At 47.3% G+C, this 26619-nt stretch carries 24 protein-coding genes; 11 read left to right on the forward strand and 13 right to left on the reverse strand.

The genetic code is table 11. The features are described 5' to 3' along the window. Positions 1-9: 9 nt before the first annotated feature. Together QL234_RS16850 and QL234_RS16855 are read right to left on the reverse strand one after the other, a co-directional pair. Positions 10-1974, reverse strand: coding sequence for an ATP-dependent DNA helicase (locus QL234_RS16850; RefSeq protein WP_281558982.1), 1965 nt, complete (start codon positions 1972-1974; stop codon positions 10-12). A gap of 678 nt (positions 1975-2652) precedes the next feature. Next, a complete protein-coding gene (locus QL234_RS16855; protein ID WP_281558983.1) occupies positions 2653-2982 on the reverse strand; it encodes a hypothetical protein in 330 nt (109 codons plus the stop codon). Between the two features lie 438 nt (positions 2983-3420). Between QL234_RS16855 and hisG the strand changes: the two genes are divergently transcribed. The 10 genes from hisG (at position 3421) to QL234_RS16905 (ending at position 14180) form a co-directional block, all read left to right on the forward strand. After that, the gene (gene hisG, locus QL234_RS16860; RefSeq protein ID WP_281558984.1) at positions 3421-4320 is read left to right on the forward strand and encodes an ATP phosphoribosyltransferase; all 900 of its coding nucleotides are present in this window, start codon (positions 3421-3423) and stop codon (positions 4318-4320) included. Positions 4321-4352: 32 nt separating this feature from the next. Then, positions 4353-5675, forward strand: a complete 1323-nt coding sequence (hisD, locus tag QL234_RS16865; protein ID WP_281558985.1) for a histidinol dehydrogenase — start codon at positions 4353-4355, stop codon at positions 5673-5675. Then, positions 5672-6814 carry a histidinol-phosphate transaminase gene (gene hisC / locus QL234_RS16870; protein ID WP_281558986.1) on the forward strand — a complete coding sequence of 381 codons (1143 nt, stop codon included), beginning with the start codon at positions 5672-5674 and terminating at the stop codon, positions 6812-6814. The genes hisD and hisC overlap by 4 nt, the downstream gene beginning before the upstream one ends. A gap of 1 nt (position 6815) precedes the next feature. After that, entirely contained in the window at positions 6816-7886 is a 1071-nt protein-coding gene (gene hisB, locus QL234_RS16875) for a bifunctional histidinol-phosphatase/imidazoleglycerol-phosphate dehydratase HisB (RefSeq protein WP_281558987.1), read from the forward strand. Beyond that, positions 7886-8512, forward strand: coding sequence for an imidazole glycerol phosphate synthase subunit HisH (gene hisH, locus QL234_RS16880; RefSeq protein WP_281558988.1), 627 nt, complete (start codon positions 7886-7888; stop codon positions 8510-8512). The genes hisB and hisH overlap by 1 nt, the downstream gene beginning before the upstream one ends. Before the next feature lie 58 nt (positions 8513-8570). Next, positions 8571-9308, forward strand: a complete 738-nt coding sequence (gene hisA, locus QL234_RS16885; protein WP_281558989.1) for a 1-(5-phosphoribosyl)-5-[(5-phosphoribosylamino)methylideneamino]imidazole-4-carboxamide isomerase — start codon at positions 8571-8573, stop codon at positions 9306-9308. Beyond that, positions 9290-10069 (forward strand): imidazole glycerol phosphate synthase subunit HisF, encoded by a 780-nt coding sequence (gene hisF / locus QL234_RS16890; RefSeq protein WP_281558990.1) that lies wholly within the window; start codon positions 9290-9292, stop codon positions 10067-10069. The genes hisA and hisF overlap by 19 nt, the downstream gene beginning before the upstream one ends. Next, on the forward strand, positions 10060-10680 hold the full coding sequence (gene hisIE, locus QL234_RS16895; RefSeq protein ID WP_281558991.1) for a bifunctional phosphoribosyl-AMP cyclohydrolase/phosphoribosyl-ATP diphosphatase HisIE: 621 nt from the start codon (positions 10060-10062) through the stop codon (positions 10678-10680). Before hisF ends, hisIE begins: the two co-directional genes overlap by 10 nt. Positions 10681-10837: 157 nt before the next feature. Beyond that, positions 10838-13669 (forward strand): tetratricopeptide repeat protein, encoded by a 2832-nt coding sequence (locus tag QL234_RS16900; protein WP_281558992.1) that lies wholly within the window; start codon positions 10838-10840, stop codon positions 13667-13669. 214 nt (positions 13670-13883) lie between these two features. Next, a complete protein-coding gene (locus QL234_RS16905; RefSeq protein ID WP_044832506.1) occupies positions 13884-14180 on the forward strand; it encodes a DUF6559 family protein in 297 nt (98 codons plus the stop codon). A gap of 143 nt (positions 14181-14323) precedes the next feature. Here the strand turns inward: QL234_RS16905 and QL234_RS16910 are convergent, their stop codons facing one another. The 9 genes from QL234_RS16910 to QL234_RS16950 all read right to left on the reverse strand — a co-directional run bounded on the left by QL234_RS16910 (position 14324) and on the right by QL234_RS16950 (position 23369). Beyond that, positions 14324-14725 carry an MAPEG family protein gene (locus QL234_RS16910; protein ID WP_281558993.1) on the reverse strand — a complete coding sequence of 134 codons (402 nt, stop codon included), beginning with the start codon at positions 14723-14725 and terminating at the stop codon, positions 14324-14326. Between the two features lie 183 nt (positions 14726-14908). After that, the gene (gene adk / locus QL234_RS16915) at positions 14909-15553 is read right to left on the reverse strand and encodes an adenylate kinase (protein ID WP_281558994.1); all 645 of its coding nucleotides are present in this window, start codon (positions 15551-15553) and stop codon (positions 14909-14911) included. A 292-nt stretch (positions 15554-15845) separates the two neighbouring features. Next, positions 15846-17786, reverse strand: a complete 1941-nt coding sequence (gene htpG, locus QL234_RS16920) for a molecular chaperone HtpG (RefSeq protein WP_281558995.1) — start codon at positions 17784-17786, stop codon at positions 15846-15848. Between the two features lie 238 nt (positions 17787-18024). Then, positions 18025-18630 carry a recombination mediator RecR gene (gene recR, locus QL234_RS16925; protein ID WP_281558996.1) on the reverse strand — a complete coding sequence of 202 codons (606 nt, stop codon included), beginning with the start codon at positions 18628-18630 and terminating at the stop codon, positions 18025-18027. A gap of 163 nt (positions 18631-18793) precedes the next feature. Continuing rightward, positions 18794-19123, reverse strand: coding sequence for a YbaB/EbfC family nucleoid-associated protein (locus QL234_RS16930; RefSeq protein WP_281559016.1), 330 nt, complete (start codon positions 19121-19123; stop codon positions 18794-18796). Positions 19124-19236: 113 nt separating this feature from the next. Continuing rightward, positions 19237-21570 carry a DNA polymerase III subunit gamma/tau gene (dnaX, locus tag QL234_RS16935; RefSeq protein WP_281558997.1) on the reverse strand — a complete coding sequence of 778 codons (2334 nt, stop codon included), beginning with the start codon at positions 21568-21570 and terminating at the stop codon, positions 19237-19239. An 8-nt stretch (positions 21571-21578) separates the two neighbouring features. Next, positions 21579-22124 (reverse strand): adenine phosphoribosyltransferase, encoded by a 546-nt coding sequence (gene apt / locus QL234_RS16940; protein ID WP_281558998.1) that lies wholly within the window; start codon positions 22122-22124, stop codon positions 21579-21581. Positions 22125-22178: 54 nt separating this feature from the next. Further along, positions 22179-22562 carry a response regulator gene (locus tag QL234_RS16945; RefSeq protein ID WP_281558999.1) on the reverse strand — a complete coding sequence of 128 codons (384 nt, stop codon included), beginning with the start codon at positions 22560-22562 and terminating at the stop codon, positions 22179-22181. Positions 22563-22958: 396 nt separating this feature from the next. Beyond that, positions 22959-23369 carry a hypothetical protein gene (locus QL234_RS16950; protein WP_281559000.1) on the reverse strand — a complete coding sequence of 137 codons (411 nt, stop codon included), beginning with the start codon at positions 23367-23369 and terminating at the stop codon, positions 22959-22961. A gap of 193 nt (positions 23370-23562) precedes the next feature. Here QL234_RS16950 and QL234_RS16955 point away from each other — a divergent pair, with 193 nt between their 5' ends. Further along, positions 23563-24516: a tRNA-dihydrouridine synthase gene (locus QL234_RS16955; protein WP_281559001.1), complete on the forward strand. Its 954-nt coding sequence runs from the start codon at positions 23563-23565 to the stop codon at positions 24514-24516. A gap of 220 nt (positions 24517-24736) precedes the next feature. Here the strand turns inward: QL234_RS16955 and QL234_RS16960 are convergent, their stop codons facing one another. Together QL234_RS16960 and QL234_RS16965 are read right to left on the reverse strand one after the other, a co-directional pair. Then, a complete protein-coding gene (locus tag QL234_RS16960) occupies positions 24737-25996 on the reverse strand; it encodes a hypothetical protein (RefSeq protein ID WP_281559002.1) in 1260 nt (419 codons plus the stop codon). After that, positions 25996-26619: an energy transducer TonB gene (locus QL234_RS16965; protein ID WP_274054022.1), complete on the reverse strand. Its 624-nt coding sequence runs from the start codon at positions 26617-26619 to the stop codon at positions 25996-25998. The genes QL234_RS16960 and QL234_RS16965 overlap by 1 nt, the downstream gene beginning before the upstream one ends.

Here is a 26619-nt window from a genome sequence, read left to right on the forward strand (position 1 = left end):
TGCTTTAAATTATGCTTTTTCACCGTTTTCAGCGGTGATGGTTTGTAAAAATTGCGCCGCCTGATCCAGGTTACGGCTGCGTTTCATATCCGGCAGGCTTTTCAAAAATACCTCGCCATAGGGCCGGTTTACCAGGCGGTCATCACAGATCACCATAATACCCTGATCGCTGACATCGCGGATCAAACGCCCGACCCCCTGTTTTAAGGCGATCACCGCCTGGGGCAACTGGATATGGTAAAAAGGATCTCCCCCCTGGCGTTTCACATCTTCGCTGCGCGCCTGCAATAAGGGATCATCGGGCGAGGCAAAGGGCAATTTGTCGATAATAACACAGGTGAGCTTGTCACCGCGAACATCTACCCCCTCCCAAAAACTGGCGGTAGCGAGCAAGACGGCATTGTCATTGTCGATAAATTCACTGAGCAGGGTTTGCTTAGCCATCTGCCCCTGCACCAGCAAAGGATTATCCACCTTGCCTTCAAGCAGCTCTGCCACCTGGTTCATCACCCGGTAGCTGGTAAACAACATAAAACAGGCGCCGCCACTGGCTTTGATCAACGGGATCGCCAGCTCTGCCAGGGCACTGGCGCGGTTTCTGTGGTTGGCTTCCGGCAAAAAGCGCGGCACCAGCAGCTGGGACTGCGCCTGGTAATCGAACGGGCTGTCGAGCAATAAATGACTGGCCTGATCTAATCCCAAAGGTTTGGCAAAGTGCTCAAAGGTACCGTCCACCGCCAAGGTAGCCGAGGTAAATATCCAGCCGGCACCTGATGCCTTGATATAAGCGCTGAACTTATCCGCCACAGACAAGGGGGTTTGATGCAATACCACATGGCGGCGCGTGGTTTCATACCAGAAACTCATGCCGCTGACCTCCAAATTGGCCATGATGTCATATTTGCTCAGTAAGGTTACCGCCCGTTCAAAGCAATTATCGATGGCGTCATTACGGGACACGCATAACTTGATCACCTGGTAAAGAAAATCAAGATCGGTTTTAATCACGGTAAAAGCCGAGGCAATTCTAGCTTGCCGGTGTCGCTCGCGCCAGTTGCCACGCTCGGGTTCATAAGGAAATAACAGCCTGAATTCCTGGGTGGTTTTCATCAGTTTTTCCGCCGCCCGACCCAGCTGTTTAACATCGGTAAGACTGGTACGGTACACCTGAAGCACATCCGAGCATAAATCCAGTAACTGGCGGGTCGAAAATGCCTCGCCAAAATATTCACTGGCAATATCGGAAATCTGGTGGGCCTCATCAAAAATCACCACATCCGCCTTGGGGATCAGTTCGCCAAAACCTGTATCTTTTAACGCCATATCGGCAAAAAACAAGTGATGATTCACCACCACCAGGTCGGCTTCAATGGCTTTTTCCCTGGCCTTAATTAAGTAACAGTCTTTAACATGGGGACAATCCCTTGCCAGGCAATTATCTACCGTGCTGGTGACATAAGGGAAAATCGCCGAGCCTTCCTGGACATTGACCAGCTCGCCAATATCGCCGGTTAGCGTGGTATTAGCCCAGGTTTTCACTTTCACCAAATCTGTTAACATCTGGGCATCAAGCTGGCCACCGCCGCTTTGATACTGCTCCAGCCGGTAAGTACATAAATAGTTCGCCCGCCCTTTTAACAAAGCGATCCGGGCATTGGTGGCCAACACCTTGCGAATCAGCGGCATATCTTTATGAAACAGCTGCTCCTGCAGGTTTTTGGTCCCGGTAGAGACAATGATTTTTTTATTACTTTGTTCCTGCTCCGCCGCTTCTTTATTGGCCAGTAAAGCCGGGATAAGATAAGCAAAGGTTTTTCCGGTACCCGTACCCGCTTCGACAATCAAAGAAGTCTTGTTTGCTATCGCCAGCGTCACTTCCATCGCCATATCGATTTGCGCCTGGCGCGGAGAAAAACCGCTGATGGCATTGGCCAGCAAGCCATTGTCGGAAAAAGCACGTTCTACGGATTTCATTCAGGGGTTATCGTTCTACACAGTTAAAGCTGTTTTTTGGCCATTATACCCAAAATCGACATAAATGCCGATTTATTCCCATAGTGAGAGTAAATACCGCCAATATTTAAGATCGGGAATTGTAGGTATAGATTGAGCCAAGGGCCATGAGGAGCAGACAAGCTTAGCACTGATTTTTCCTTATGCCCCTCCCCTGTTGGGGAGGGGCATAAGGAAAGTGCATCAGCTTTAATAAAACCTCACTTACATAACAAAAGTTTTTCATCAGCGGCCTAATTAGATCACCATAAATAAAGCTTGGGAAGATGAAACAACCGTAAGCGAGATTAACCGATTCAACAATAAGATAAGGAACTATCGACATGATGACAAAAAAGAAACTACTCACCTTGCTGGCCAGCTGTGCTTTAACTGTCGGCTTTAATGTCAGTGCAATAACTTGTGATGGAACAGCCCGTTGCATGGCTGTATATACCGATTGTATGAACCATGGCTATGACTCAAATTATTGCAGCAGTCTCTATTGGAGTTGTGCCAGAACTTGTGTGCAGCCATAAATCAGGCAGTCTGTGGTAATAGAATCAGCACTCACACCGTGACTGCTGATTCCGCTCACCATCCCCTGCTTTTTAAAAGACATCTGCCGGGAGCAAAAGCCACACCTGAAAGGCAACAATATCAAACAAAGATATCTAAATGCGGCGGCTCATCTTCAGGTTTCTCTACGTTTTTTTCAGTCTTAGCTTTCCCTGCTACACCCGTTTGCTGTTTTTTCTCAGCACTTTTGTTAGCCGTTTCCTCGTTTTCGTGATTGCCACCGGCAGTATGCTCATTATTGTGCTCGGGATGATAACCGGGAATAAAAAAACTGCCCGCATGTTCCAGGTGATCCATTTCCTGCTCAAGTTCACGGGTTCTGGCCTCTTTTACAAGCGCTTTAACCTTAAGTTCTTTCGGCTTTATCGGTACCGGCACCACCCGGGTGAGCGCTGTGGTGAAAATATCCATTTTGCCCTCTCAAGTTAATCAAAATAAACCGTAATTTTGCCGTTAATCTACCTACTATATCGGCCCGATTTAGGATCGCTGAATAAGTTAGACCATTTTTTTTTAAAAGAAGTTTATTTTATACTTGCGGCAATGTTATTTTCCAAGTAGTGTAAATAGCAATCAAGCAGATATTAATTAACCGAGTGTAATATTTACTTTACACCGCAACATTTAAAGAGTTAACAAGCACATGATTTTAAACCTGACTAATCTACATCATCATCACCACCATAACGATTAGCCCATTCAGGTTTATTCGCTGGAGGGCTATGGCTCTTTCAGCGGTGAATGCAAGCAGATAACCAGTTTCCAAAACCCCGAAAGAGTCCAACTCTCTCGGGGTTTTTACTTTTTACCGGCAAAAAATTGCCGCTAACAACATTAGGATACTGGCACATGACTACCGAAACACGTTTACGCATCGCAATGCAAAAATCCGGCAGATTAAGCGACGACACCCAAAGTTTACTCAAACGTTGTGGTTTAAAACTCAATGTTAGCGACCGCCGCCTGCTGGCCCATGTCTCCAATATGCCCATAGATATCATGCGGGTACGCAGCAGTGATATTCCCGGACTGGTGATGGACGGCGTGTGCGATTTAGGCATAGTCGGCGACAACACCCTGGAAGAAGCCGCCTTAGAGCGCCAGCTGATGGGCAGTAAGTCGGAATATATCAAGACCTCGCCACTCAATTTCGGTGGCTGTCGTTTATCCATTGCCATGCCGGAAGAGTTTAACTACCAAGGCGTAGACAGCCTCAACGGTTTACGTTTTGCAACTACTTACCCACAGCTACTGAAACGCTTTGCCTCGCAAAACGGCATTAATGTCGATTTTTGTATGCTTAACGGCTCGGTGGAAGTCGCCCCCCGGGTTGGCCTGGCGGACGGCATTTGCGATCTGGTCTCAACCGGCACCACCTTAGAAGCCAACGGCTTAAAAGAAGTAGAGATCATTTTCCGCTCCACCGCCTCGCTTATTCAAACGGTTGAACAACTTTCCCCGGAAAAGCAGTCCATACTCAACACCATATTGCCGCGTATCCAGGGGGTAATGAAAGCCAAGGAAAGTAAATACATTATGTTGCACGCGCCAAAAGATCGTATCAGCGAGGTCAGCGCCCTGATGCCGGGTAAAGAAACCCCGACCATCTTACCCCTTGCCGGTCGGGATGACCTGGTGGCGGTACATGTTGTAGCCACGGAAACCATTTTCTGGGAAACCATGGAAGCACTGAAGTCACTCGGCTGTAATTCCATCCTGGTGATGCCGATTGAAAAAATGATGGGTTAAGGGACAGGCTAAGGCATAAGGTATCAAGCACTATGATTATTTGGAAAAACTTAACCGACAAGCAGCAACAAGCTTTGCTGGAGCGACCGGCAATCGCGGAAAATGAACAGCTCTCAAGCCAGGTCGCCGGGATATTAACCCAGGTCAAAACCCAGGGAGATCAGGCATTATTTTCACTGACAGAAAAGTTTGACGGTATCGCGCTGGACAGCTTACAGGTGACACAAGCCCAGGTTGACCAGGCGAAAAAAGTCCTGAGCAGCGAGCGCCTGGCGGCCATTAACACTGCCTACGAGCAGATCAAAAGCTTTCACCAGGCACAACAGCCACAAGATGTTATCGTAGAAACCCGCCCCGGTGTGGTCTGTACCTTAACCTCACAGGCGATAGAAAGTGTTGGCTTGTATATTCCCGCTGGCTCAGCTCCCCTGCCCTCAACGGTCTTGATGCTGGGCGTGCCTGCCCAGCTGGCAAAGTGCGGGCGTAAAGTGCTGGTGTGCCCGCCGGATAGCGACGGCAAGTTAGCTGATGAAGTGCTGGTGGCGGCAGATCTTTGCAACATAGATGAAATCTATACCTTGGGTGGTGCACAAGCGATCGCCGCATTGGCCTATGGCACACAAAGCATAGAACCAGTTTGTAAAGTTTTTGGCCCGGGTAACCGTTTTGTTACCGAAGCGAAAAAACAGCTGTCCCAGCAGGTACCCGGCTTTGCCATCGACATGCCGGCAGGTCCGTCGGAAGTCTTAGTCATCGCCGATAAAAACAGTAACGCAACATTTGTCGCGGCTGATTTATTATCCCAGGCAGAACACGGCCCCGACAGCCAGGTGGTGCTGGTCTCTGATAGCGAGTCTTTGATTGCTCAGGTTGAGCAGGCCATGGCGCAACAGCTCTCGCAGCTGTCCCGCCGTGACATTGCCGCACAGGCTCTGACACAAAGCCGCTTGATCTTAACCGATAATTTAGCCACGGCAGTACAGGTATCCAACCAGTATGCCCCCGAGCACCTGATCATCCAGACCGAAACGCCCAAAACCCAGTTGGCAGGGATACGCAATGCCGGTTCGGTGTTTCTCGGCGCTTATACCCCGGAGTCTGCCGGTGATTATGCCAGCGGCACCAACCATGTCTTACCCACCTATGGTTACTCCAAGGTGTGCAGCAGTTTATCTTTAGCCGACTTTTACCGCCGCTTTACCATACAGGAGATCACCAAAGCCGGTCTTGCCAGTCTAGCCCCCTGCATCACGGAATTAACCGATGCCGAAGGCCTGGATGGTCATAAACGCGCGGTAACCATACGTCTAGAGCAAAATAGTGAACAAAATAAAGCACAAGGTGAAGGCCTATGAACAACTCCAATATAGCCGAGCAGCTGGCACGCAAAGAGCTCATCGAGATGGTGCCTTACCAGTCGGCCCGGCGTCTCCAGGCCGGCAGCGAAAATAATGCAAAAGTCTGGCTAAACGCCAACGAAGCGCCGGGCCCGGGTATCTACCAGATAAACGGCGACAGCATTAACCGCTATCCGGACTTCCAACCGGACAACCTGCTGAACGCTTATGCCGATTACTGCCGTTTGCCGGTAAATAATATCCTGGCCACCCGTGGAGCAGATGAAGGCATAGAACTCTTGATCCGTACTTTCTGTAAGGCGTACCGGGACAATATCCTGATCTGTCCGCCCACCTATGGCATGTACGCCATCAGCGCAGAAAACCACGGTGCCGGTATCATAGAGGTGCCTCTGGTGAACAACGAGTTAGATTTGGACGGTTTAGCACAGGAAGTCGACAACACTAAACTGGTCTTTTTGTGTTCGCCGGGGAATCCGACGGGAAATTTACTACCGCTTGAGCAAATTGAAGCAGCATTGGCACTGTTCGGGCAAAGCGCTGTCGTGGTGGTTGATGAAGCCTATATTGAGTTTTGTCCGCAAAGTTCTGTCAGCAATTTACTGCCCAAATACCCTAATCTGGTCATAGTGCGCACCCTGTCAAAAGCATTTGCCCTGGCGGGGTTACGCTGCGGTTTTACCCTGGCCAGCACAGAAATTATCACCCTGCTCAGTAAGGTCATTGCCCCTTATCCCGTACCGGGTCCGGTAGCCGATATTGCCGCCCGGGCACTGGAAAAACCCGCACTGGCGCAAATGTCGGTGCGGGTGAAGGAAAATAATATCTTAAGGACTGAATTAGCCAGCTGGCTGACGGAGCAAAGCTGGTGCCAGCGGGTATTTAACAGCGATGCCAATTTTGTCTTGTTTCAAACACAGGATAAAGACTTTATTTTCAATGCTTTGACTAGTGCCGGTATTTTAATCCGTGACCAGTCAAAACAGCGGCAACTAGGCAACTGCCTGCGCATCAGCATAGGCAGCGCGCGGGAACTTAGCCTGGTGAAACAGGTGATCAACCAGGCCTTTAGCCAAACCTTGTCTCAACAAGAACCTCAGCAAGAACCAAAACAACAAACACTTTCAGAGAACTAATATGAGCCAGCAAGATATTTTATTTATAGACAGAGACGGCACCTTAATTGAAGAGCCGGTAACAGATAAGCAGGTGGACAGCCTGGAAAAGCTGGTGTTCGAACCTAAGGTGATCCCGGTATTGCTGGCGCTGCAGGCAAAGGGTTTTACCCTGGTGATGGTATCAAACCAGGATGGGCTGGGCACACAAAGTTATCCGCAGCAGGACTTTGACCTGCCCCACAACAAAATGATGGATCTGTTTGACTCACAAGGCATCACCTTTGCCGATGTCCTGCTGTGCCCGCATTTTGAAGAGGACAATTGCAGCTGCCGCAAACCTAAGCTGGGTTTGGTCAGTGATTACCTGCAGCAAGGCAAGGTTAACTTTGCCAATTCTTATGTTATTGGTGATCGGGAGACAGATCTTAAGCTGGCTGAAAATATGGGCATCAAAGGACTCCAATATGACAGGAAAAACCTGAACTGGGACGCCATCGGCGAATTATTACTGAAAAAGCCAAGACAGAGCCAAGTGATCCGCACCACCAAAGAAACCGATATAAAAGTCTTGGTCAATCTCAATAAAAGCGGTGATATTGCCATTAATACCGGCTCAGGCTTTTTTGACCATATGCTGGAACAAATCGCCACCCACGGCGGCTTCAGCTTAAATTGCAAAGTCAATGGCGATTATCATATCGATGAACACCACAGCGTAGAAGATACCGCCCTGGCCTTGGGACAGGCATTAAAACAGGCGCTAGGTGATAAACGCGGTATCGGCCGCTTTGGCTTTGTCCTGCCCATGGATGAGTGCCGCGCCGAATGTGCGATAGATTTGTCCGGCCGTCCCTGGCTGGAGTTTGACGCCGAATTTACCGACAGCCGGGTCGGCAATATGTCCACCCAGATGGTATCGCACTTTTTCCGCTCGCTGGCGGATGCCATGGCCATTACCCTGCACCTGTCCACCAGCGAGGGAAATTGCCACCACCAGGTAGAAAGCCTGTTTAAAGTCTTTGGCCGGGCGTTGCGCCAGGCAATTAAAATTGAAGGTAATGAACTGCCCAGCTCCAAAGGGACCTTATAGTGAACAATATTATTATCGACACCGGCTGCGCCAATCTGTTCTCGGTTGAATCGGCGGTAAAACGGTTAGGTTACCCGGTTACCATTTCAGATGACCCCAAGGTCATCAGCCAGGCGGATAAAGTATTCTTACCCGGGGTGGGCAATGCCCGCCATGCCATGGAAAATATCCGCCAAAAGAATCTGGTGACCACAATTAAAGCATTGAAACAGCCGGTATTAGGCTTTTGTTTGGGCATGCAGCTGATGGCAGAGTCATCAACTGAAGGTGTAAAGCCTTCAACTGAAGGTGCTGCAAGTGAAGCCAACCAGGTTAACGGCTTAAATGTGATCCCAACCAGGATCTCACCATTGCAGGCAATGGGTAAGCGCCTACCCCACATGGGCTGGAATACCTTAACTTCGGTAACTGATCACCCGGTATTCACCGGTATTAACCCCGGGGATTATTTTTATTTTGTCCATAGCTTTGCTGCGCCGGTAAGCGAGTTTACCGTTGCCAGCTGTGAATACGGCAGCACTTTTTCTGCCGCCATCGCCAAAGACAATTTTATCGGCTGTCAGTTTCACCCCGAGCGCTCCGGTGCGCTGGGCAGAAAAATCATCCAAAATTTTCTGGAGTTATAATGCAAGCAATTAATAATAAAACATTTTTACAACGTAAAGCTTCAGGAGATAAGCCATTATGATGATCCCGGCAATAGATTTAATTAATGGCGAAGTAGTGCGACTGTATCAGGGGGATTATCAGCAGAAAACCCAATACCAATATTCCCCGCAGGAGCGCCAGCAAGCTTATGCAAACGCAGGTGCCAAGGTGATGCACTTTGTTGATTTAGACGGCGCCAAAGACAGCACCAAACGCCAGCTGGCCACGCTAAAAAAACTGGTCAAGCATCCCGGCATGGTGATCCAGGTCGGTGGCGGCATCCGTAATGAACAGGATGTGCAGCAACTGCTTGAACTGGGCGCAGATCGCGTAGTGATCGGCAGCCTGGCCATCAAACAACCGGCATTGGTACAAGAATGGCTGGCAAAATACGGCGGTGAAAAAATCGTGCTGGCGCTGGATATCCGCATTGATGAGCAGGGGCGTAAGCAGTTGCCTACCCATGGCTGGATCAAGAATAGCGGCATTACCTTAGAGCCCTTGCTCGATAGCTACCAAGATGCCGGCATCAAACACGTATTATGTACCGACATCAGCAAAGACGGTACCCTGAGCGGCTCAAACGTGAGCCTTTATACTGAGCTTTGCCAAAACTACCCCGAGATAAAATGGCAGGCCTCAGGCGGTATCGGCAGCCTGGCAGACATTAAAGCCCTGATCCCCACCGGGGTCAGCGGCGTGATCCTTGGTCGCTCTTTACTCGAAGGCAAGTTTACTTTAGAGGAGGCTATCGCATGCTGGCCAAACGGATAATTCCTTGCCTCGACGTCAGAGACGGCAAGGTCGTCAAGGGCGTGCAGTTTCGCAACCACGAAATCATCGGTGATATTGTGCCGCTGGCCCAGGCTTATGCCGATGCCGGGGCCGATGAACTGGTTTTTTACGATATTACCGCCAGCAGCGATGCCAGGGTGGTGGATAAAAGCTGGGTCAGACGCATTGCCGAAGTGATCGATATTCCTTTTTGTGTCGCCGGCGGCATCAAAAGCGAACAAGATGCCCAACAAATTTTAAAAATGGGTGCAGATAAGATCAGCATTAACTCCCCTGCCCTGCAAAACCCGGCGCTTATCACCAGGCTCGCCGATTATTTCGGCCAGCAGTGCGTGGTGGTGGGTATCGACAGCTTTTATGATAAAAGCACAGGCCAATACCAGGTATACCAGTTTACCGGTGATGAGAAGAAAACCTCGGCCACCAACTGGACCACCTTAGACTGGGTGAAAGAGGTGCAGGCCCTCGGCGCCGGTGAAATCGTGCTCAACTGTATGAACCAGGACGGGGTCCGTCAGGGTTATGACCTGGAGCAGTTAACCCTGGTACGCGACATTTGCAATATTCCGTTAATCGCCTCCGGCGGCGCCGGAAGGGAGGAGCATTTTAAAGACGTCTTTAAGCAAGCCGATGTCGACGGCGCCCTGGCCGCCAGTGTCTTTCACAAAAAAATGATTGAAATAAACGTGCTAAAGCAATATTTAGCCGAGCAACAAATAGAGATCCGATTATGCAAGTAACATTAGACAATATTGAACTGTTAGCCTGGGATAAAATGGCGGATATGTTGCCGGCCATTATCCAGCACCAGGATACCGGCGCTGTGCTGATGCAGGGGTATATGAACCGCGAAGCCCTGACCGCCAGTTTAAAAACCGGTAAAGCGACCTTTTTCAGCCGCTCGAAACAAAGGTTATGGGTTAAGGGGGAAGTTTCGGGTAACTACCTTAACCTGGATAATGTTATCTGTGACTGCGATCAAGACAGCCTGCTAATTTTCTGCCGCCCCCAGGGACCCACCTGTCACCTGGGTACGGACTCGTGTTTTCCCGAGCAGGATATTCACCAGAAGAACTTCCTCGGTTACCTTGAGCAGGTCATAGCCTCAAGAAAAGACGATGACCCAAGCAACAGTTACACCGCCAGCTTATTTGCCAGGGGCACCACTAAAATGGCACAAAAAGTGGGAGAAGAAGGGGTTGAAGTAGCTTTAGCGGCGGTAGCCGAATCCCGGGAAGCACTATTGGGGGAATGCGCCGATTTGTTTTACCACACCTTAGTATTACTGCAGGATAAAAATATCGATCTGAGCGAAGTGATGGAGGTCTTGGCCAAACGGCATAACAAATAAGGCGCAGGCACAAAATAACTGCGCCAGGACACGGGTGATCACCACAAGGATGTGGACTAAAATTAAAATATTCTCCCGGTTCAAGTGGTACACGACATCATTTACAGCAAGGTTTTAAGCAAAGTTTTCTCCGGTTATTTTGTCTAGCAGGCAGAAGATGATGCCTGCTGCCAAACACTTACTGCTCATACTCGCCCTTGTCGGCAACCTGGCGACTGCGCGGATTTCGTTTGCATTTCCGGAGGAAGTGCCTGGTAAATTAAGCCGACAAGAGGCAGACATAGCCAAAGCCCCCGACAGCGAAAAAATTCCGCTGATTCTCGCTTTTTTATTTGAAAACGTGCATTACATGCAGGATAAATCCCTGGCTTACAGCCACCAGGCACTCGCCATTTTAGCCCGCAACCCTAACCCGGATCAGGAAAGCCAGATCATGAGTTACCTGGCGACGGCCAATATGTACCTTGGCAAAACCGATCTGGCCAACAAGCAAGTCTCCCGGGCGCTGACAATCGCAAATGCCGACAATAATCAGGCAAACAAAGTACTTGCCTATAAGGTAGCGGGACGCATCCTGGCAAGTTTATCAGCCTCCCGCGAAGCGCTAAAACAGTATGAGCTTGCCTATAACATCGCACAGGATATTGATGATACCAGAAGCCTGGCGGGACTCTTTCGTTTGATGGCTTATGAGCACAGAGACCTATCCCAATACGGAAAGTCACTGGAATATAACCTGCGGGCTCAACAACTCTATCAGCAGCTGGGAGATAGCAAGCAGGTGGCCCACCAGGTAGCGAATATAGGGACGATTTACCGCCAGATAGGTGATCTGGAAACCGCACTTGATCACCTGTTGCAAGCGCTAGGCGTTATGCAAGATCTCGATGATCCCCGGGCGCTGGCTATTTTATATAACAATACCGCCCGGGTATATCAAAGTATCGGGGATTATCAGCAGGCACTGCACATGTATGATCAGTCACTAAAGCTTAAACAAACGCTAGGCTACCGCAGGGGGATCGTTTTTACCTTACTCAACCAGGGCGAAACCTACCGCCTGTCGGGAGAAATACCACAGGCCTTAAGCCACCTGAGACAGGCGCTTGAGTTAGCCAAAGAAATCAATCACCCGGTAAGGGAGGGGATCGCCGCATTACACCTGGGACAAATTTACCGGGAACAAGGGAACTTTGACCTGGCGGCGCAGCATTTCTCCACCGCGCTTGCGATTTTTCAAGAGGCAGACATTGAACGCCGCATTGCCGAGGTGGAGCTTGCCAGAGGAAAAATGAAAAAGATGCAGGGAAAAAATGCCGCTGCCATCCCCCATTTGCAACGCAGTATTGATATCTCCGTCAAAACCCGGGCGAATGACACCAGGTTAAACGCCTATCAGCAACTGTCGGGGGCTTATGAACTGCTGGGTAAATTTCAGCTTGCCCTGGAGGCAAACAAAAACTATCAAAGCCTGCAGAAAGAGATCTCAAGCCAGCAAAGCCTGCAGCATATTGATGTCCTTAGGGTAAGTTATCAGCTTGATCAAAAACAGCGCCAGATCGAATCCCTGACGCAGAAAAATAAAATTTCAGCACTGGAGATCAGCAGCCAGATCGCCAAGCGCAATACCTATCTGATCGCCTTATTTTTTGTCTTTAGCCTGCTGGTCTTTATTTATTACCGTATCAGCGCCAGAAAACAGCTTGCCATCGAACGTAAAGCCCTGGAGGAAATCAGGACCAGCAAAAAACGCTTGAAGCTTGCCCTGTGGGGCAGTGGTAATGAATTATGGGACTGGAACTTAAATAACCACCAGGTCACAAGAATTAACCACCTCAGCGACATTAACCTGCCCGGGGAGTACCCGGAAAATGATCTCTCCACCTTAAAAGATGTGGTTCATCCGGATGATTATGACTTGTTAGTCCTTTCGCTGGAGCAATACCTAACCAGCCATTTAGGCTTTTTTGAAGCCTGCTACCGCCTGAAGCATAAAAAAGGCGGCTGGATGTGGGTACTCGATCGCGGCAAAGCGGTTGAATTTGATAGCCAGGGCAATCCTACCCGGCTCACAGGTACCTTAAGGGATATTTCCGAGCTGAAATCCCACGAGCAGGCATTGATAAAACTCAATACTGAACTTGAACTCAGGGTGGATGAACGTACAACAGCCTTAAGGGATGCCAATCAGGCATTACAGGGAAAAATAAAAGAGTTGGAAGCTTTGCAGATCACCCTGGTGGAAGTCGAAAAAATTGCCTCCCTGGGACGTTTAGTCTCAGGCATAGCCCATGAAATCAACACCCCCTTGGGCATCACCATTACTGCGGTAAGCGTATTAAAAGAACTCACCGAAAATTTTAACACCCGCTTTAACAGCAAAACGTTAACCAGGTCCCAGATGCAACATTTTATCAGGGATTTGCAAAACAGCTGTCAATTAATAGAAAACAATGTTGCCCGCTCTTCAAGCCTGATACAGACATTTAAACAAGCCTCGGTAGATAAGGATGGCGAAACCGCTAAAACCTTTGATTTACAGACTTGCATAGAAAGTGCCTTTCCCCCGTTTAAAACAGAGCTGAAGCGTTCGCGGCACACTTATGTGATCACCTGCCCCCAAGACATTGAGATGTACAGCTATCCGGATTGTTTGGTTCAGGTAATAGAAATTTTGATCCATAACTCTATTTTTCACGGTTTTGAAGATACAACCGAAAGAAAGATAACTATCGACCTCAGTGAAAAAGCAGACACGGTTGTCATCGCCTACCAGGACAATGGCCACGGCATTCGCCAGGAAAACCTTAAACAGCTATTTGAACCTTTCTTTACTACCAAACGTTATCAAAACCATACCGGACTAGGACTACATATTGCCTATAATCAGGTAAGCCAACGGCTCGGAGGCAATATTCTTTACCACTCTCCCGCAGGACATACCGGAGCGGGTTTTACCATCAAGATCCCCGTCAATGTCGGCCGGTAAACTGATACAGGCCTGCTTACCAGCAAAAACAAAAGCTTAATCTTATGTAATGTGCCGTAATATTACTGATATGCAAATATGCCTATAATCTCCCTACTAAATATTCAGGGGCAATAATGGTGTTTATTCAACTTATCAGGCCAAAATTTTGATAAGTAAAGAATAATAATATTCCCAATTTCACTGCTTGAGTTAAGTCATTAGGGAAAAAGCTATGTTTAAATACTGGGCAATTAAAAAATACGGTACTAAATTATTACCTAAATTACGTAAACGTTACGGTGAACAACACTGTTATACGGCAAGCCAGTTAAGAGCCACCGTATATCAATGTGATTTTAACCCGCAATACCTGCCTTTAGGTTATATTCTGTTCCTCAATGAAAGCGAGCTCAAGCAAGTACTCGATGCAGAATTTCCTGAGATTTCTATTCCCTGCTATAAAAAAGAATTAACGGATTTTCTTAACGGCTATAAATATCAGGGTTACCTGCAGGTATTAAGTCATTAAACTTGAGGGAAAGGTAATAGCTCTCCTTTCCTTTATCAAAGCGGTATCGGCTACTCTCACCTTAAACTATTTATCACGTCCAAAAACAGAGCCAAAAACTATTTTGGCTCTTTTACTGTACTTAATCCCTTACTTGTCTTTGTTCATAAAAGAAACAAGCGGATATTCTCAACCGCTAACACCAGCATAACGATAAAGGTCGAGAGCATGCCAATTTGCCGCTCACGGCTGGTGCCGATACTTTTGTTCAGTCCCATGGCATGGAATACCCGGCCAATCACCAGCACCGCCCCCAACACATGTAACAACTGGACATTACCACCAGCGGTTTCATATCCGGCCATCAAGAGCAAAGATAAAGGCATATATTCAACAAAGTTGCCATGGATACGCACCGCTTTGATCAAGGGGCGTTGATCCTCAGCCCCTTCCCCAAGGCCTACTTTAAACTTTAGGCGCATACGGATCACATTCACGGAATGGACGATCAGCAACAGAGTTAATAAACCGGCATAAAAACCTGTGGTGGCAAAACTAACACTCATAATAATTCCTTTACTCAATTCAGCGGAAAATAAAAACTGCCCCTACTGTAAAGAAATATGATGAAATTAACAGAGCCTAAAAAGAAAAAAACGTGTTTATTCAGTCAAATATGATCAAAAAATATTATTGCGGGATCAAAAAAGCCCGCCAGGCGGGCTTTAAGTCTGAGATCTGAAAAGGGATCAGCCTAAGGTTTCAGCAATTAACGCACTGACCTGCTCTACCGGCTGTGTGCCGTCGATGGTCAGGTAACTGCACTGGCCGGCATCTGCTTCACCTTTATAATAACTAACCAGAGGTTTGGTTTGATCGTGATAAATGGCTAAACGTTTACGTACCGTGGCTTCTTCATCATCGGGGCGAATAGACAAGTCTTCGCCGGTTTCATCATCTTTACCTTCCACTTTTGGCGGATTATAGGTGGTATGATAAACGCGTCCTGAACTGGCATGTACGCGACGACCTGCCATGCGCTCAACGATCACTTCATCCGGCACGTCAAATTCAATCACGCTGTCAACCGAAACGCCGTTTTCTTTCATGGCGTCGGCCTGGGGAATAGTACGAGGGAAACCGTCCAGTAAAAACCCTTGTTTACAATCGTCTTCGCTGATGCGTTCTTTCACTAATCCTATGATAAGTTCATCGGAAACTAACTGTCCGGCATCCATGACCGCTTTAGCCTTAATACCTAATTCAGTACCTGCTTTAATAGCGGCACGAAGCATGTCGCCGGTTGAAATTTGTGGAATACCAAATTTAGCCATTAAAAACTGTGCCTGGGTACCTTTACCCGCGCCAGGGGCACCTAACAGAATAATGCGCATATAATATTGCCTTATATTATTTATGACGGTTTAAAAAAAAACACACTATACAAGCTCACCACTAGACAGACAAGCCCAAAGCGGCCTTAGAAGCAAAAAAGCAGCATAAATACGCCTTTTTTCAGTCGTAGATCAACAAGTAAATAATAAGCTGATCACCGCCAGGATTAATTTATTCAAAAAGCTGACAAAAGTGGCAAAATTTTACCTGGTTGCCAATCCTGCCAGCATGAGTTGTTCGGATAAAAGAATGGCGCCTGAAGGCGCCATTCTTTAAATATCAAGGAACAAATTACTTAGCTAAACTCAGCATCAATTTGTTCAAGCGGCTAACAAAACTGGCAGGATCCTGCAAGCTTCCCCGCTCTGCCAGCATGGCTTGATCAAATAATACATCTGTCCATTGTTTGAACTGTTCATCATCCTGTTCATCGGCAACATGACGCACCAGATCGTGCTCGGCATTGATTTCAAAAATAGGCTTGGAGTCAGGTACCGGCTGGCCCACAGATTCCATCAGCTTCATCATCTGGCTGCTCATGTCCTGCTCATCGGTCACGATACAGGCAGGAGAGTCCGTCAGACGCTGTGACAAGCGGACATCTTTAACCTTATCTTTTAATACTTCTTTGATACGGGTGACAACAGAGTCAAATTCCTGCTCCAGCTTTTCCTGGGCTTCTTTGGTTTCTTCATCATCCATATCACCTAAGTCGAGGCCGCCGCGGGCAACCGACTGCAGCTGCTTGCCGTCAAACTCGGTCAAGTGGCTGATCAACCATTCATCGATGCGATCAGACAATAACAGGACTTCGATACCTTTCTTACGGAAAACTTCTAAATGCGGGCTGTTTTTCGCCGCTTCAAAGTTATCGGCAACAACAAAGTAAATCTTCTCCTGCCCTTCTTGCATGCGCTCGATATACTCGGCCAGAGAAACATTTTGTGTCGCCGTGTTTTCTTTCGTTGAAGCAAAACGTAACAACTTGGCGATTTGCTCTTTGTGAGCCATGTCTTCCGCCGGGCCTTCTTTTAACACCTGGCCAAATTCATCCCAGAAAGTCTGGTATTTTTCTTTATCGTTTTTGCCTAAACGCTCAAGCATAGTCAGTACGCGCTTGGTACAGCCTTTGCGGATCGCCTGGGTGACTTTGTTGTCCTGTAAAATTTCACGGGAGACGTTTAACGGTAAATCGTTAGAATCAAGCAGACCTTTAACAAAACGCAGGTAGGTCGGCATAAACTGCTCGGCATCATCCATGATAAATACCCGCTGCACATATAATTTTAAGCCGTGCTGTTTTTCACGGTTATACATGTCAAACGGGGCTTTAGAAGGAATATAAAGCAAGCTGGTATATTCGGTTTTCCCTTCTACCTTGTTATGGGCCCATAACAGCGGATCGGAGAAATCATGGGAAACATGCTTATAAAACTCTTTGTATTCGTCGTCATTAAGCTCAGACTTTTCACGTGTCCATAAAGCAGTTGCTTTATTGGTGGCTTGCCATTCTGCCGGTTTAGCCGGTACTGCCGGAATTTTTTCACCGTCCGGGCCTTCACTTTCCGGTACTTCCGCCACTTCCGGCGTCAGCATTTCTACCGACACGGAAATATGATCTGAGTACTTAGTGACAATTGACTTTAAGCGCCAGTCATCAAGGAATTCTGCTTCATCTTCTTTAAGGTGAAGAATAATATCGGTACCGCGGTTGGTTTTTTCGATGCTTTCAACGGTAAAGTCCCCTTCACCGGCAGAAGTCCACTGGACACCTTCGCTGGCTGCGCCGCCGGCAACACGGGTGCGTACCGTCACTTTATCGGCAACAATAAAGGCAGAATAGAAACCGACACCGAACTGACCGATCAGCTGGGAGTCTGCCGCCTGGTCGCCGGATAACTTAGAGAAGAACTCTGCAGTACCGGATTTTGCGATAGTACCTAAGTGCTCGATAACATCGTCACGGGTCATACCGATACCATTATCGGAAATGGTGATGGTGTTATTTTCTTTGTCGGCGCTGACACGCACCCGCAACTCACCGTCACCTTCATATAAATCTGCATCGGATAAAGCTTTAAAACGAAGTTTATCTGCTGCATCGGCGGCATTGGAAACGAGTTCACGCAGGAAAATTTCTTTATTGGAATACAATGAATGTATCATTAACTGAAGTAATTGTTTTACTTCGGTTTGAAAGCCATGAACTTCTTTTTGACCAGTCTCAGACATCTGAAACATCTCCTTTTAAATAACGTTTTGTTGCTTAAAATAAATACTTCGTTAAATGCAGCCCCTGGGCATAAAACACATCTAACAAAAATAAATAATAACCGGACTGAAAACCGGTTTATTTGTTGATAATTTACATGTGGGGTTGGCGGGAGAAAATTCAAGGGAAAGTTTACGGGAAAATTATATTTGGCCTAAAGTTTCCCGTAAAAAGGATAAAAAAATACCACCGAAATCGTCAGATGCCGTAATTTTTTCTGCCGGACAGGGCATGGGATAAGGTATTGCCGTCAACATATTCCAGCTCGCCGCCAACAGGTACACCATGGGCAATCCGGGAAACCGTCACCTGGGATTCACGGGCAAGATCGGCAATATAATGGGCGGTTGCTTCCCCTTCTACCGTCGGGTTGGTCGCCAAAATCATTTCCTTGTATTGCCCGCTTGCCAATTGTTTTGCCAGGATATCCAGGCCTAAATCATCCGGACCTATGCCGTCAATCGGGGAAAGGTGCCCCATCAGCACAAAGTACTGACCGGTAAATTCACCGGTTTGTTCAATGGCAATCACGTCCGCCGGGCTTTCGACGATACAGATAATTTCCGCAAGCTGGCGCTTCGGGCTCTGGCAAATATCACATAAGTCCTGCTCGGTAAAATTGCGGCACTTCTGGCAATGGCCAATGCTGTCCATGGCCCGCCCCAGGGAATCCGATAACTGCATGCCCCCGTGACGGTTACGTTCGAGCAAATGAAAAGCCATGCGTTGTGCGGTTTTCGCGCCGACACCCGGCAGGCAGCGTAATGAGTCGATTAACTCTTGTACTAAAGGACTGAATTTCATCGTGTGCCCTGTTTAAAGGTTGATGTAAAGTAGGTAGTGATCTTAAAGCAAGTTACGGGGTAACCTCCCCCGAAGAAAGGCGCTAACAGCTCAAATCATCCCCCATAAACAAATCAAGCGGTAACCCGTTGGAATTACCGCTTGATATCATAAAGATTAATGCTTAGAAAGGCATTTTAAAGCCGGGAGGCATTTGCATACCGCCGGTAAGATCGCCCATTTTAGCTTTGTTCTGCTCTTCGACACGGCGCACGGCATCATTGAATGCCGCTGCAACCAGGTCTTCTACCATTTCTTTGTCGTCTTCAAAAAGTGAATCATCGATTTCAACACGACGTACGCTGTGGCTGCCGGTCATGGTCACTTTCACTAAACCGGCACCGGCTTCACCGGTTACTTCCATATTCGCCAGTTCTTCCTGGGCCTTTTGCATTTTCGCTTGCATTTGTTGGGCTTGCTTCATCAAGTTGCCCATGCCACCTTTCATCATAATTTTATCTCCAAGGGTATTTACCGCCAAACATAGGGGTTAACGGCTTTAATTTCAAGTCTGGGTGATTTTATTTCCACATTCACTTTGTAAAAACCTGTGCACATAACGATGGGTTATAAAGCCGCAATCGTTTGCTCATCCAAGATTGCCTGAAAATCGTTTTGCAAAGTCATCACGATATCATCGGCTAACAGCAAGGCTTTGGCATAGTCATAGCGTTTATCATTGATATCCGCCTGGATCTGGTAAGGATCTGCCACCGTTTGCTCAACCACTTCAATTTCAACGGTGATTTTACGCTGCTGATACTGGCTTAAAGCATGTTCCAGTTGCTGATGGGCGGCATCGGTTTTTAAGTGTTTAGTGGACTGATCCAGCTTCAGCACCAGTTGTTCTTCGGTAGAAGACTCGCAAATGGTTGCATGGATCGCCAGCTGCCGTAAACGCCCGCTCAGAGCCATGGTGTCGATCATATTCGCCCACTTGTCCACTTGGTTTGCCTTGCGGACGTTGGCGGGGTCAATCACATTAGGCGTGTAGGGGGCCTGGGGCAAGGTTTCCAGGGCAGGAATATCCGGAACCGCATCAGCATTCGCTTCTGCTTCCCCTGCTGGCTGGTTTTGTGGGGTTGCCGACTGACGCAAAGCTGCGTCATCAGACTTTTTTCCTTTACTCTCCTGTGCTTTTTTCCGGCTGCGCAGCATATTCCGCGTGGCCAGCACTGCATCTACTGGGGTTTGGCTTACCACTGGCTGTGCTGGAGCAGCATTTTCCGGCGGCACCGTCTGTGCCTGAACGGCTTGTCCCTGAGCGTTATCAGGATCTGGGGTTTGTTCCTGGCTAGCAATTAAAGGCTCCGGCATCGGCTCGGGATCATTTTCCGGTGTAAATTCCCCGCTCAGCTCCGAGCTTAAACTATCCTGTCCGATATTTTCCTGGGCCTCACTATGCCCGGGAATTTGTGTTACCAGCTCAGGCTCAGAGGAGGCAGGTACTTGCTGTACATTGACATTCTCTGTTGGCACCTGACCAAGTGATTGAGCAGACATTTCTATGCTCTTAAGCTCGGCAGCCAAACTTTCCTCACTTGGACCGAGGTCAGCAGGACTTTGCTGTTCACCCTGCCCGGGAGTTACTGCTAAGTTATCAATGTCCTCTTCAGGAGTACCAGTATCTTGCTCATGACTATTATCTATAACCTCAAGCGAATGGGGAGCGGGAGTTTCCGGCGCTAATGCCGCCGCCTCAACCGCAGTACCGCTACTTGCTATCCGGGTTTCGGGCAAGGCTGTTTCAGTAAAATCAACTGCCGCAGAGGTTTCGGCCTTAGCACTTGCCGTATCGGCTAGGACATCTGCCGTTGCTACCGGTTTAAAGGCAAGCAAACGCAGTAGCACCATATCAAAAGCGGCTTGTTCATCAAAAGCGTAAGGCAAGTCCTTACGGCCGTTTAAGGCAATTTGATAATATAACTGGACATCTTCCGGCGACATCAGGGTGGCAAATTTTTCCAGCAACACCCGGTGCTCGGGGGCAACATCAAAATGTTGCGACACCACCTGCAACATGGCAACCTGGTGAAACAGTTGGATCAATTCCGCCAATAAACGACTGTAATTTGGGGTATAGGAAGCAATTTCCAGCGATAGTGCCATCAAGCCCTGAGCATCTTGTTTAAGCAGGGCCATCAAAATTTTATAAACCCAGTTTTGATCTATGCCACCAAGCATTTGCTGCAAGTGGGCTAAGGTAATATTGCCCTGCCCTTTGGCAATCGCCTGGTCGGTCAAACTCAGGGAGTCGCGCATACTGCCGCGGGCGGCTTTTGCCAACAGGGTTAAGGTGCCGGGCTCATGCCTGACCGCTTCCTGTTCCAGTATTTGCGTTAATTTTTCTTCAATTTGCCTGACGGTTAATGCTTTAAGGTGAAATTGCAGGCATCGGGATAAAACCGTGACCGGCAGTTTTTGCGGATCTGTGGTCGCCAGGATAAATTTAACATGCTCGGGCGGCTCTTCTAGCGTTTTCAATAAGGCATTAAAACTGCTGCGCGAGAGCATATGGACTTCATCGATCAGGTAAACTTTATACCTGCCCCGACTCGGCGCATATTGCACATTATCAAGAATCTCGCGGGTATCATCAACCTTGGTCCGTGATGCGGCATCGATTTCAAGCAGATCGATAAAACGTCCCTGATCGATATCAACACAAACATCACACTGCCCGCAGGGCTCGGCACTGACGCCCTGCTCACAGTTAAGGCTTTTAGCAAAAATTCGCGCTATGGTTGTTTTACCGACACCCCGGGTGCCGGTAAACAGGTAAGCATGGTGCAGACGTTGCTGAGACAAGGCATTTTTCAGCACGGTAACCACATGCTCCTGCCCCATCAACTCTTGAAATAACTTAGGTCGCCATTTTCTTGCTAAAACCTGATAACTCATATTGGCTGCTATTCACCTTCATACTGAAGTAAAGACAGTACCGATAAATCCAGATCTTTTAATCTGGCTTCACCGCCCAAATCAGGCAGGGAAATAACAAATCCAGCTGCTGAGACTTCGGCTCCCAGGCGACGGATTAATTTAGTGGTGGCGTCTATGGTACCGCCGGTAGCAAGTAAGTCGTCGATAATTAAGACCTTATCATCAGGAGTTAAGGCATCCTGGTGTATCTCCAGGGTATCGTGACCATATTCCAGCTGATAATGCTCGGCAATGGTTTCGCGCGGCAGTTTACCCGGTTTACGCACCGGAACAAAACCTACGCCTAATGCCAATGCCAATGGCGCGCCAAATAAGAATCCCCGGGCTTCGGTACCTACAACCTTAGTAAAGCCTTTGTCTTTAAATGCATTGGTCATCAACTCTATGGTTAATGCAAATGCTTCGGCATTATCTAAAATCCCGGTAACATCACGAAACATGACGCCTTCACATGGATAATTGGCTATGGTGTGGACGGCATTTTCGAGAAGTGATAATTGTTGTTCAGTCATTTGTTCTTAAGATATAAAAGATAATTGCTAAGGATAAAGCAAATTGAGGCAATTTTATAGTGACTGACTTTGACTATTTTGAATTGAAAGTTGATTAATGACAAAAAACAGCTCTTGTTCATCGATCGGCTTGGCAATTGAAAAAGTAAACATGGGATATTCAGGTAAAGCTTTTAAACTTTCCACGCCCTGAGTACTCATAAACAAAATCGGTGCATGTTGCGTATCAAGATGCTGTCGTAAATTTTTCACCAATACCAGGCCATTCATGACCGGCATCAGATGGTCGATAACAAACAAATCAAATTGCTGGCTCTGGGCTTTTTCAAAGCCGTCTAAACCGTTACTGGCGGTCACCACGCAATGGCCGGCGTTTTCCAGTAAAGCCGTTAAGCTGTTTAATACCGTTTGTTTGTCATCGACAATTAATATTTTCATAGTTGAATTATTCAGGGGTACCTACTTATTGTAAAAAGGTATACCAGCCCATCAACATAGGTAATAAAGGCATACCAAACAGGACAACAAAAGCAATTAATAAGTGACGTACAGAAGCTGCGTCTTTGAAATTCTCATCGTGGGACATATTGATCTTACTACTCTATAAAATGAAAGGCGCGCATTTTAGCTCAAAATGAGTAATTTGCACAGATTTAATTGACCTGGATCAAATTACCCTTGAGTAATCCACGCTTTTCAGCGAGTTGGCACAAACAATAATATTTTCTGTATTAACCACTTACAGTTTTTATCACCACAAAAAATAAAACGGGCATAAAGCCCGTTATCGCGGCTGGCAAAAAGCCTGTTACCGCTTATTGCTATGCTTGAAGATTAACCGCCGCACTTGGAAGTTTTCTTACCTTCGCCGCATTTGCCTTCGCCACACTTGCCAGCGGCTTTTTTGGCTTTTCCTTCGCCACATTTGCCTTCACCACATTTGCCGGCGGCTTTATTCGCTTTTCCTTCGCCACATTTCCCTTCACCACATTTACCGGCGGCTTTTTTCGCTTTTCCTTCGCCACATTTACCTTCACCACACTTCCCTTCGGCTTTTTTACTTTTTCCTTCACCGCACTTGCCTTCACCGCATTTCCCTTGCTTTTCCTCGCCATGGCCAACCACAGTCATGATGTCCTGAGCAGCAAAAGGATTAGACTCAGCCTTTGCCGGGGCCATGCTCAGTGTAGAAAGTGCCATTAATCCAAGAAATGCACCGATTGCCGATTTTTTAATTAAGTTCATTTGAGTTTCCTACTATGTAAATTGACCAGAGGCCGTTAGTTTTATGTTTTTTAAGTAGACCTTTAAAGATAAATATAAATTTCATCCGTTATAAATTTATATTTTCTGCCAGCTAAGCATGAAATATTTTCGCCATTTTAGCAAATAGCCATTACAATCGTGGCCTTTTTTGAATTAGGGGCTTTCATCACAAATGACTATCCAGGCAGATCAACTTATTTTAGCGCCCATGGAAGGTGTTGTGGATGCATTGATGCGCGATCTTCTCACCTCGATTAATCAGTTTGATTTATGCATTACTGAATTTGTCCGGGTGGTTGACTCCCTGGTACCTAAACATGTCTTTTACAAAACCTGCCCTGAGCTACACCAAAACGGCTATACCCGCTCAGGCACCCCTATCCGGGTACAACTCTTAGGTCAAGAACCCGACTGGCTGGCAGAAAATGCCATACGGGCGATGGAATTGGGCTCCCACGGCATAGACTTAAATTTTGGCTGCCCTGCCAAAGCAGTGAATAAAAGCCGGGGCGGCGCGGTACTGCTGAAATCCCCAGAGCAAATACATCAGATTATTGCCACCGTCAAACAGGCCGTAGGCGAGCAAGTCCAGGTATCAGCAAAAATACGCCTGGGTTTTGAAGATACCAGTTTATTCAAAGAAATCGTCAGTGCCGTCACCAGCGCCCGGGCCGACTTGTTAACGGTCCATGCCAGGACTAAGTTGCAGGGTTATAAGCCACCGGCATACTGGCATTTTATCGGAGAAGCATGCGAGGCACATAACATAGATATCATCGCCAATGGCGAGATCTGGAGTCAGGCAGATGCCATCGAATGTATGAAGCAGGCTAAAACCAACAAGCTGATGCTAGGACGGGGATTATTGGCCAGGCCTAACCTGGCCAATGTTATTAAGCTCAATGAACAACCTATGACCTGGCCACAGTTATGCGATTTATTACACAGGTATAGCGACTTGGAATTACAGGGAGAAAAAAGTTTTTACTATTCCAGCCGCATGAAGCAGTGGCTCAGGTATTTAAAGCTTAATTACCCTCAGGCAAATGCTTTTTTTGAACAAATCAAAACCATGAAATGCAAAATAGCGATCACTGAGGTGCTTGACAAAATACGTGACTATTAATCGCCATAACCAGCCGGGCATACCGGCTAACCACTAAAACCAGCAAACACTCAATGTATCATCCCGGGAGTCTCTCAAACACCTTTGCCGGACTCCCCTGCTATTTTTCGACTATTCCTTTTTGTACTTTACGAAACTTCCCTTTGCATCAGGTTATTCAGGATAAGCGGACATAAAAAAACCAGCCTATTGGCTGGTTTTTAACAGACTTGAAAACTAACTAGATAGCAACGTTTTTACGTTGAGCGGTATCTTTGATAAAAGACTCCCAGCCCTTGGCCACTTTCTTGGTTTTCGGATCTTTTAATGCTTTCTTAATAGCTGCATAAGCCGGCTTATATTTCTCCAGGTAAAAATACCCTTCGGCAATAGCCATCTGGATGCGACCAACGTCTTTGGCTCCTAGGTCAAGGGCTTTGTTAAGCGCCTTGATAGAATTCGAAAATTGCTCGTCCTGCTTTAATAGCATACCTTGCTTACGATAATGCTTGGCATCATTGGTGAGCTTAGCCAGTTCACCGTAATACTTAGCCGCTTTATCAATATGCTGGGAGGCATGCCAGAAGTTAGCCAGGCTTGCCAGGTTTTTATCGTCACGGGTAATTAAACCTGTGCCGATATGCTTTTCAAGCAATGTTGCCGCTTTATAAGACGTTTGGTTTAAAGCAAATAAGCTAGCTAGTGTCTTGATCTCAGACTCTTTTTCAAGGAATCCTTGCTTATAGGCAAGATCAAGGGTCGCTAACGCTTTGTCATTGTCTTCAACCAACAGGTAGAACATACCAAGCTGCTGCCACCACTGCTTATTCTCCGGGAATAACTGTAATACAGTTTCCAGCACTTTAACCGCTTCAGGATACATCTTACGTTCATAATAAGACTGAACCTTTAGGATATAAGGGTTCTGATTATGCTTGTCACCAAACGCCGCAATTGCTTTGTCTGCCGGAACAATAATCTTATCCATCTGCTTTAAAGAATAATAAGCATTGGCAATTTTCAGCCAAACCTGAGCGTCATTCTCACCGGTGAAGTCCATCCATGCCCGGTAATTAACCAGGGCATTGTTGTAGTCCTGAACTTGCATTTGCAAGTCACCCAGTAACTTCAGCGCTTCGCCATGATCTTTCTCGTTCAGGATATCGGGACCAACCGCCTGTTCGAGGTATTCAATAGCTTTTTGCTCATTATCACCTTTGGTGGTGTACATCACCGCGATATAACGCGCAACAATTGCTTTGTCATAATCCTTTTTGGCTTCAATGTCCAAAAGGATAGCCAGAGCACCATCGATGTCATCGGCAGAATAAAGTTCAAAAGCTTTTTGTACTTTCTTACCTACCGAAGGACCCATCAATTGCGTCGGACGCTTTTTCTTTTCCTGTTTAGCGTCAGCCGCTAAAACATCTGCAGAAAAAGGTACCTGAGCACCGGCGACGGCAACGGCTAATACTAAAGAAGTAACTAATTTATTGGCCATTATCTTCCTCCCGCGCCTTCCATTGTGAAGTCAAGCTGTACTGTTAAGCCAGGTTGTCTCATCGGCTTACCATCAACAACTTTCGGTTTGTACTTCCACTTACGCAAAGCACGCTTTGCTTCTTTGTCGAAAATACGTTTCGGTTGAGCTTCGATAACTTTAACGTCTTCAACACCACCGATTTCGTTGATGGTAAAAGACAGTTTTACCCAGCCTTCTTTACCGTCACGAGCGGCCTGCATTGGATACTTAGGCTCGATTCGTACAATCGGTGTTGCATCACCATCGCGGCCAAAGCCGGCACCCGGGGCAGATAAACCACCGGTAGCGCTCGCCATTTGTACGCCAGGCATATTAAAAGTTAAGCCCGGTGCATTGTTGTTAGCTTCCGGCTCTGGAGCCTGAGGCTTAGGCGGAGTCTTGGGCGGCGGCGGAGGCGGCGGCGGAACCCGACGGCGCTGCTCAGCAGCTGATTTTGGCGGCGTAGTGTTAACTTCTACGACGATATTTTCCTGCTGTTCCTCTTTGCTTCTGTCTCCACTGGAAACCAGAAACGCCATGAACGCAAAAAGTCCAAAAGTTACCGCAGCACCTAGTAATATTGATACTAGAAAGCGAACCAT

The sequence above is a fragment of the Thalassomonas sp. RHCl1 genome (assembly GCF_947387555.1).
In the GTDB taxonomy this organism is placed as follows: Bacteria; Pseudomonadota; Gammaproteobacteria; order Enterobacterales; family Alteromonadaceae; genus Thalassomonas.

Coding starts and splice junctions, on each gene's coding strand:
- QL234_RS16850 (WP_281558982.1), bottom strand. CDS start 1,974: ATGAAATCCGTAGAACGTGCTTTTTCCGACAATGGCTTGCTGGCCAAT.
- QL234_RS16855 (WP_281558983.1), bottom strand. CDS start 2,982: ATGGATATTTTCACCACAGCGCTCACCCGGGTGGTGCCGGTACCGATA.
- hisG (WP_281558984.1), top strand. CDS start 3,421: ATGACTACCGAAACACGTTTACGCATCGCAATGCAAAAATCCGGCAGA.
- hisD (WP_281558985.1), top strand. CDS start 4,353: ATGATTATTTGGAAAAACTTAACCGACAAGCAGCAACAAGCTTTGCTG.
- hisC (WP_281558986.1), top strand. CDS start 5,672: ATGAACAACTCCAATATAGCCGAGCAGCTGGCACGCAAAGAGCTCATC.
- hisB (WP_281558987.1), top strand. CDS start 6,816: ATGAGCCAGCAAGATATTTTATTTATAGACAGAGACGGCACCTTAATT.
- hisA (WP_281558989.1), top strand. CDS start 8,571: ATGATGATCCCGGCAATAGATTTAATTAATGGCGAAGTAGTGCGACTG.
- hisF (WP_281558990.1), top strand. CDS start 9,290: ATGCTGGCCAAACGGATAATTCCTTGCCTCGACGTCAGAGACGGCAAG.
- hisIE (WP_281558991.1), top strand. CDS start 10,060: ATGCAAGTAACATTAGACAATATTGAACTGTTAGCCTGGGATAAAATG.
- QL234_RS16900 (WP_281558992.1), top strand. CDS start 10,838: ATGATGCCTGCTGCCAAACACTTACTGCTCATACTCGCCCTTGTCGGC.
- QL234_RS16905 (WP_044832506.1), top strand. CDS start 13,884: ATGTTTAAATACTGGGCAATTAAAAAATACGGTACTAAATTATTACCT.
- QL234_RS16910 (WP_281558993.1), bottom strand. CDS start 14,725: ATGAGTGTTAGTTTTGCCACCACAGGTTTTTATGCCGGTTTATTAACT.
- adk (WP_281558994.1), bottom strand. CDS start 15,553: ATGCGCATTATTCTGTTAGGTGCCCCTGGCGCGGGTAAAGGTACCCAG.
- htpG (WP_281558995.1), bottom strand. CDS start 17,786: ATGTCTGAGACTGGTCAAAAAGAAGTTCATGGCTTTCAAACCGAAGTA.
- recR (WP_281558996.1), bottom strand. CDS start 18,630: ATGAAATTCAGTCCTTTAGTACAAGAGTTAATCGACTCATTACGCTGC.
- dnaX (WP_281558997.1), bottom strand. CDS start 21,570: ATGAGTTATCAGGTTTTAGCAAGAAAATGGCGACCTAAGTTATTTCAA.
- apt (WP_281558998.1), bottom strand. CDS start 22,124: ATGACTGAACAACAATTATCACTTCTCGAAAATGCCGTCCACACCATA.
- QL234_RS16945 (WP_281558999.1), bottom strand. CDS start 22,562: ATGAAAATATTAATTGTCGATGACAAACAAACGGTATTAAACAGCTTA.
- QL234_RS16950 (WP_281559000.1), bottom strand. CDS start 23,369: ATGAACTTAATTAAAAAATCGGCAATCGGTGCATTTCTTGGATTAATG.
- QL234_RS16955 (WP_281559001.1), top strand. CDS start 23,563: ATGACTATCCAGGCAGATCAACTTATTTTAGCGCCCATGGAAGGTGTT.
- QL234_RS16960 (WP_281559002.1), bottom strand. CDS start 25,996: ATGGCCAATAAATTAGTTACTTCTTTAGTATTAGCCGTTGCCGTCGCC.
- QL234_RS16965 (WP_274054022.1), bottom strand. CDS start 26,619: ATGGTTCGCTTTCTAGTATCAATATTACTAGGTGCTGCGGTAACTTTT.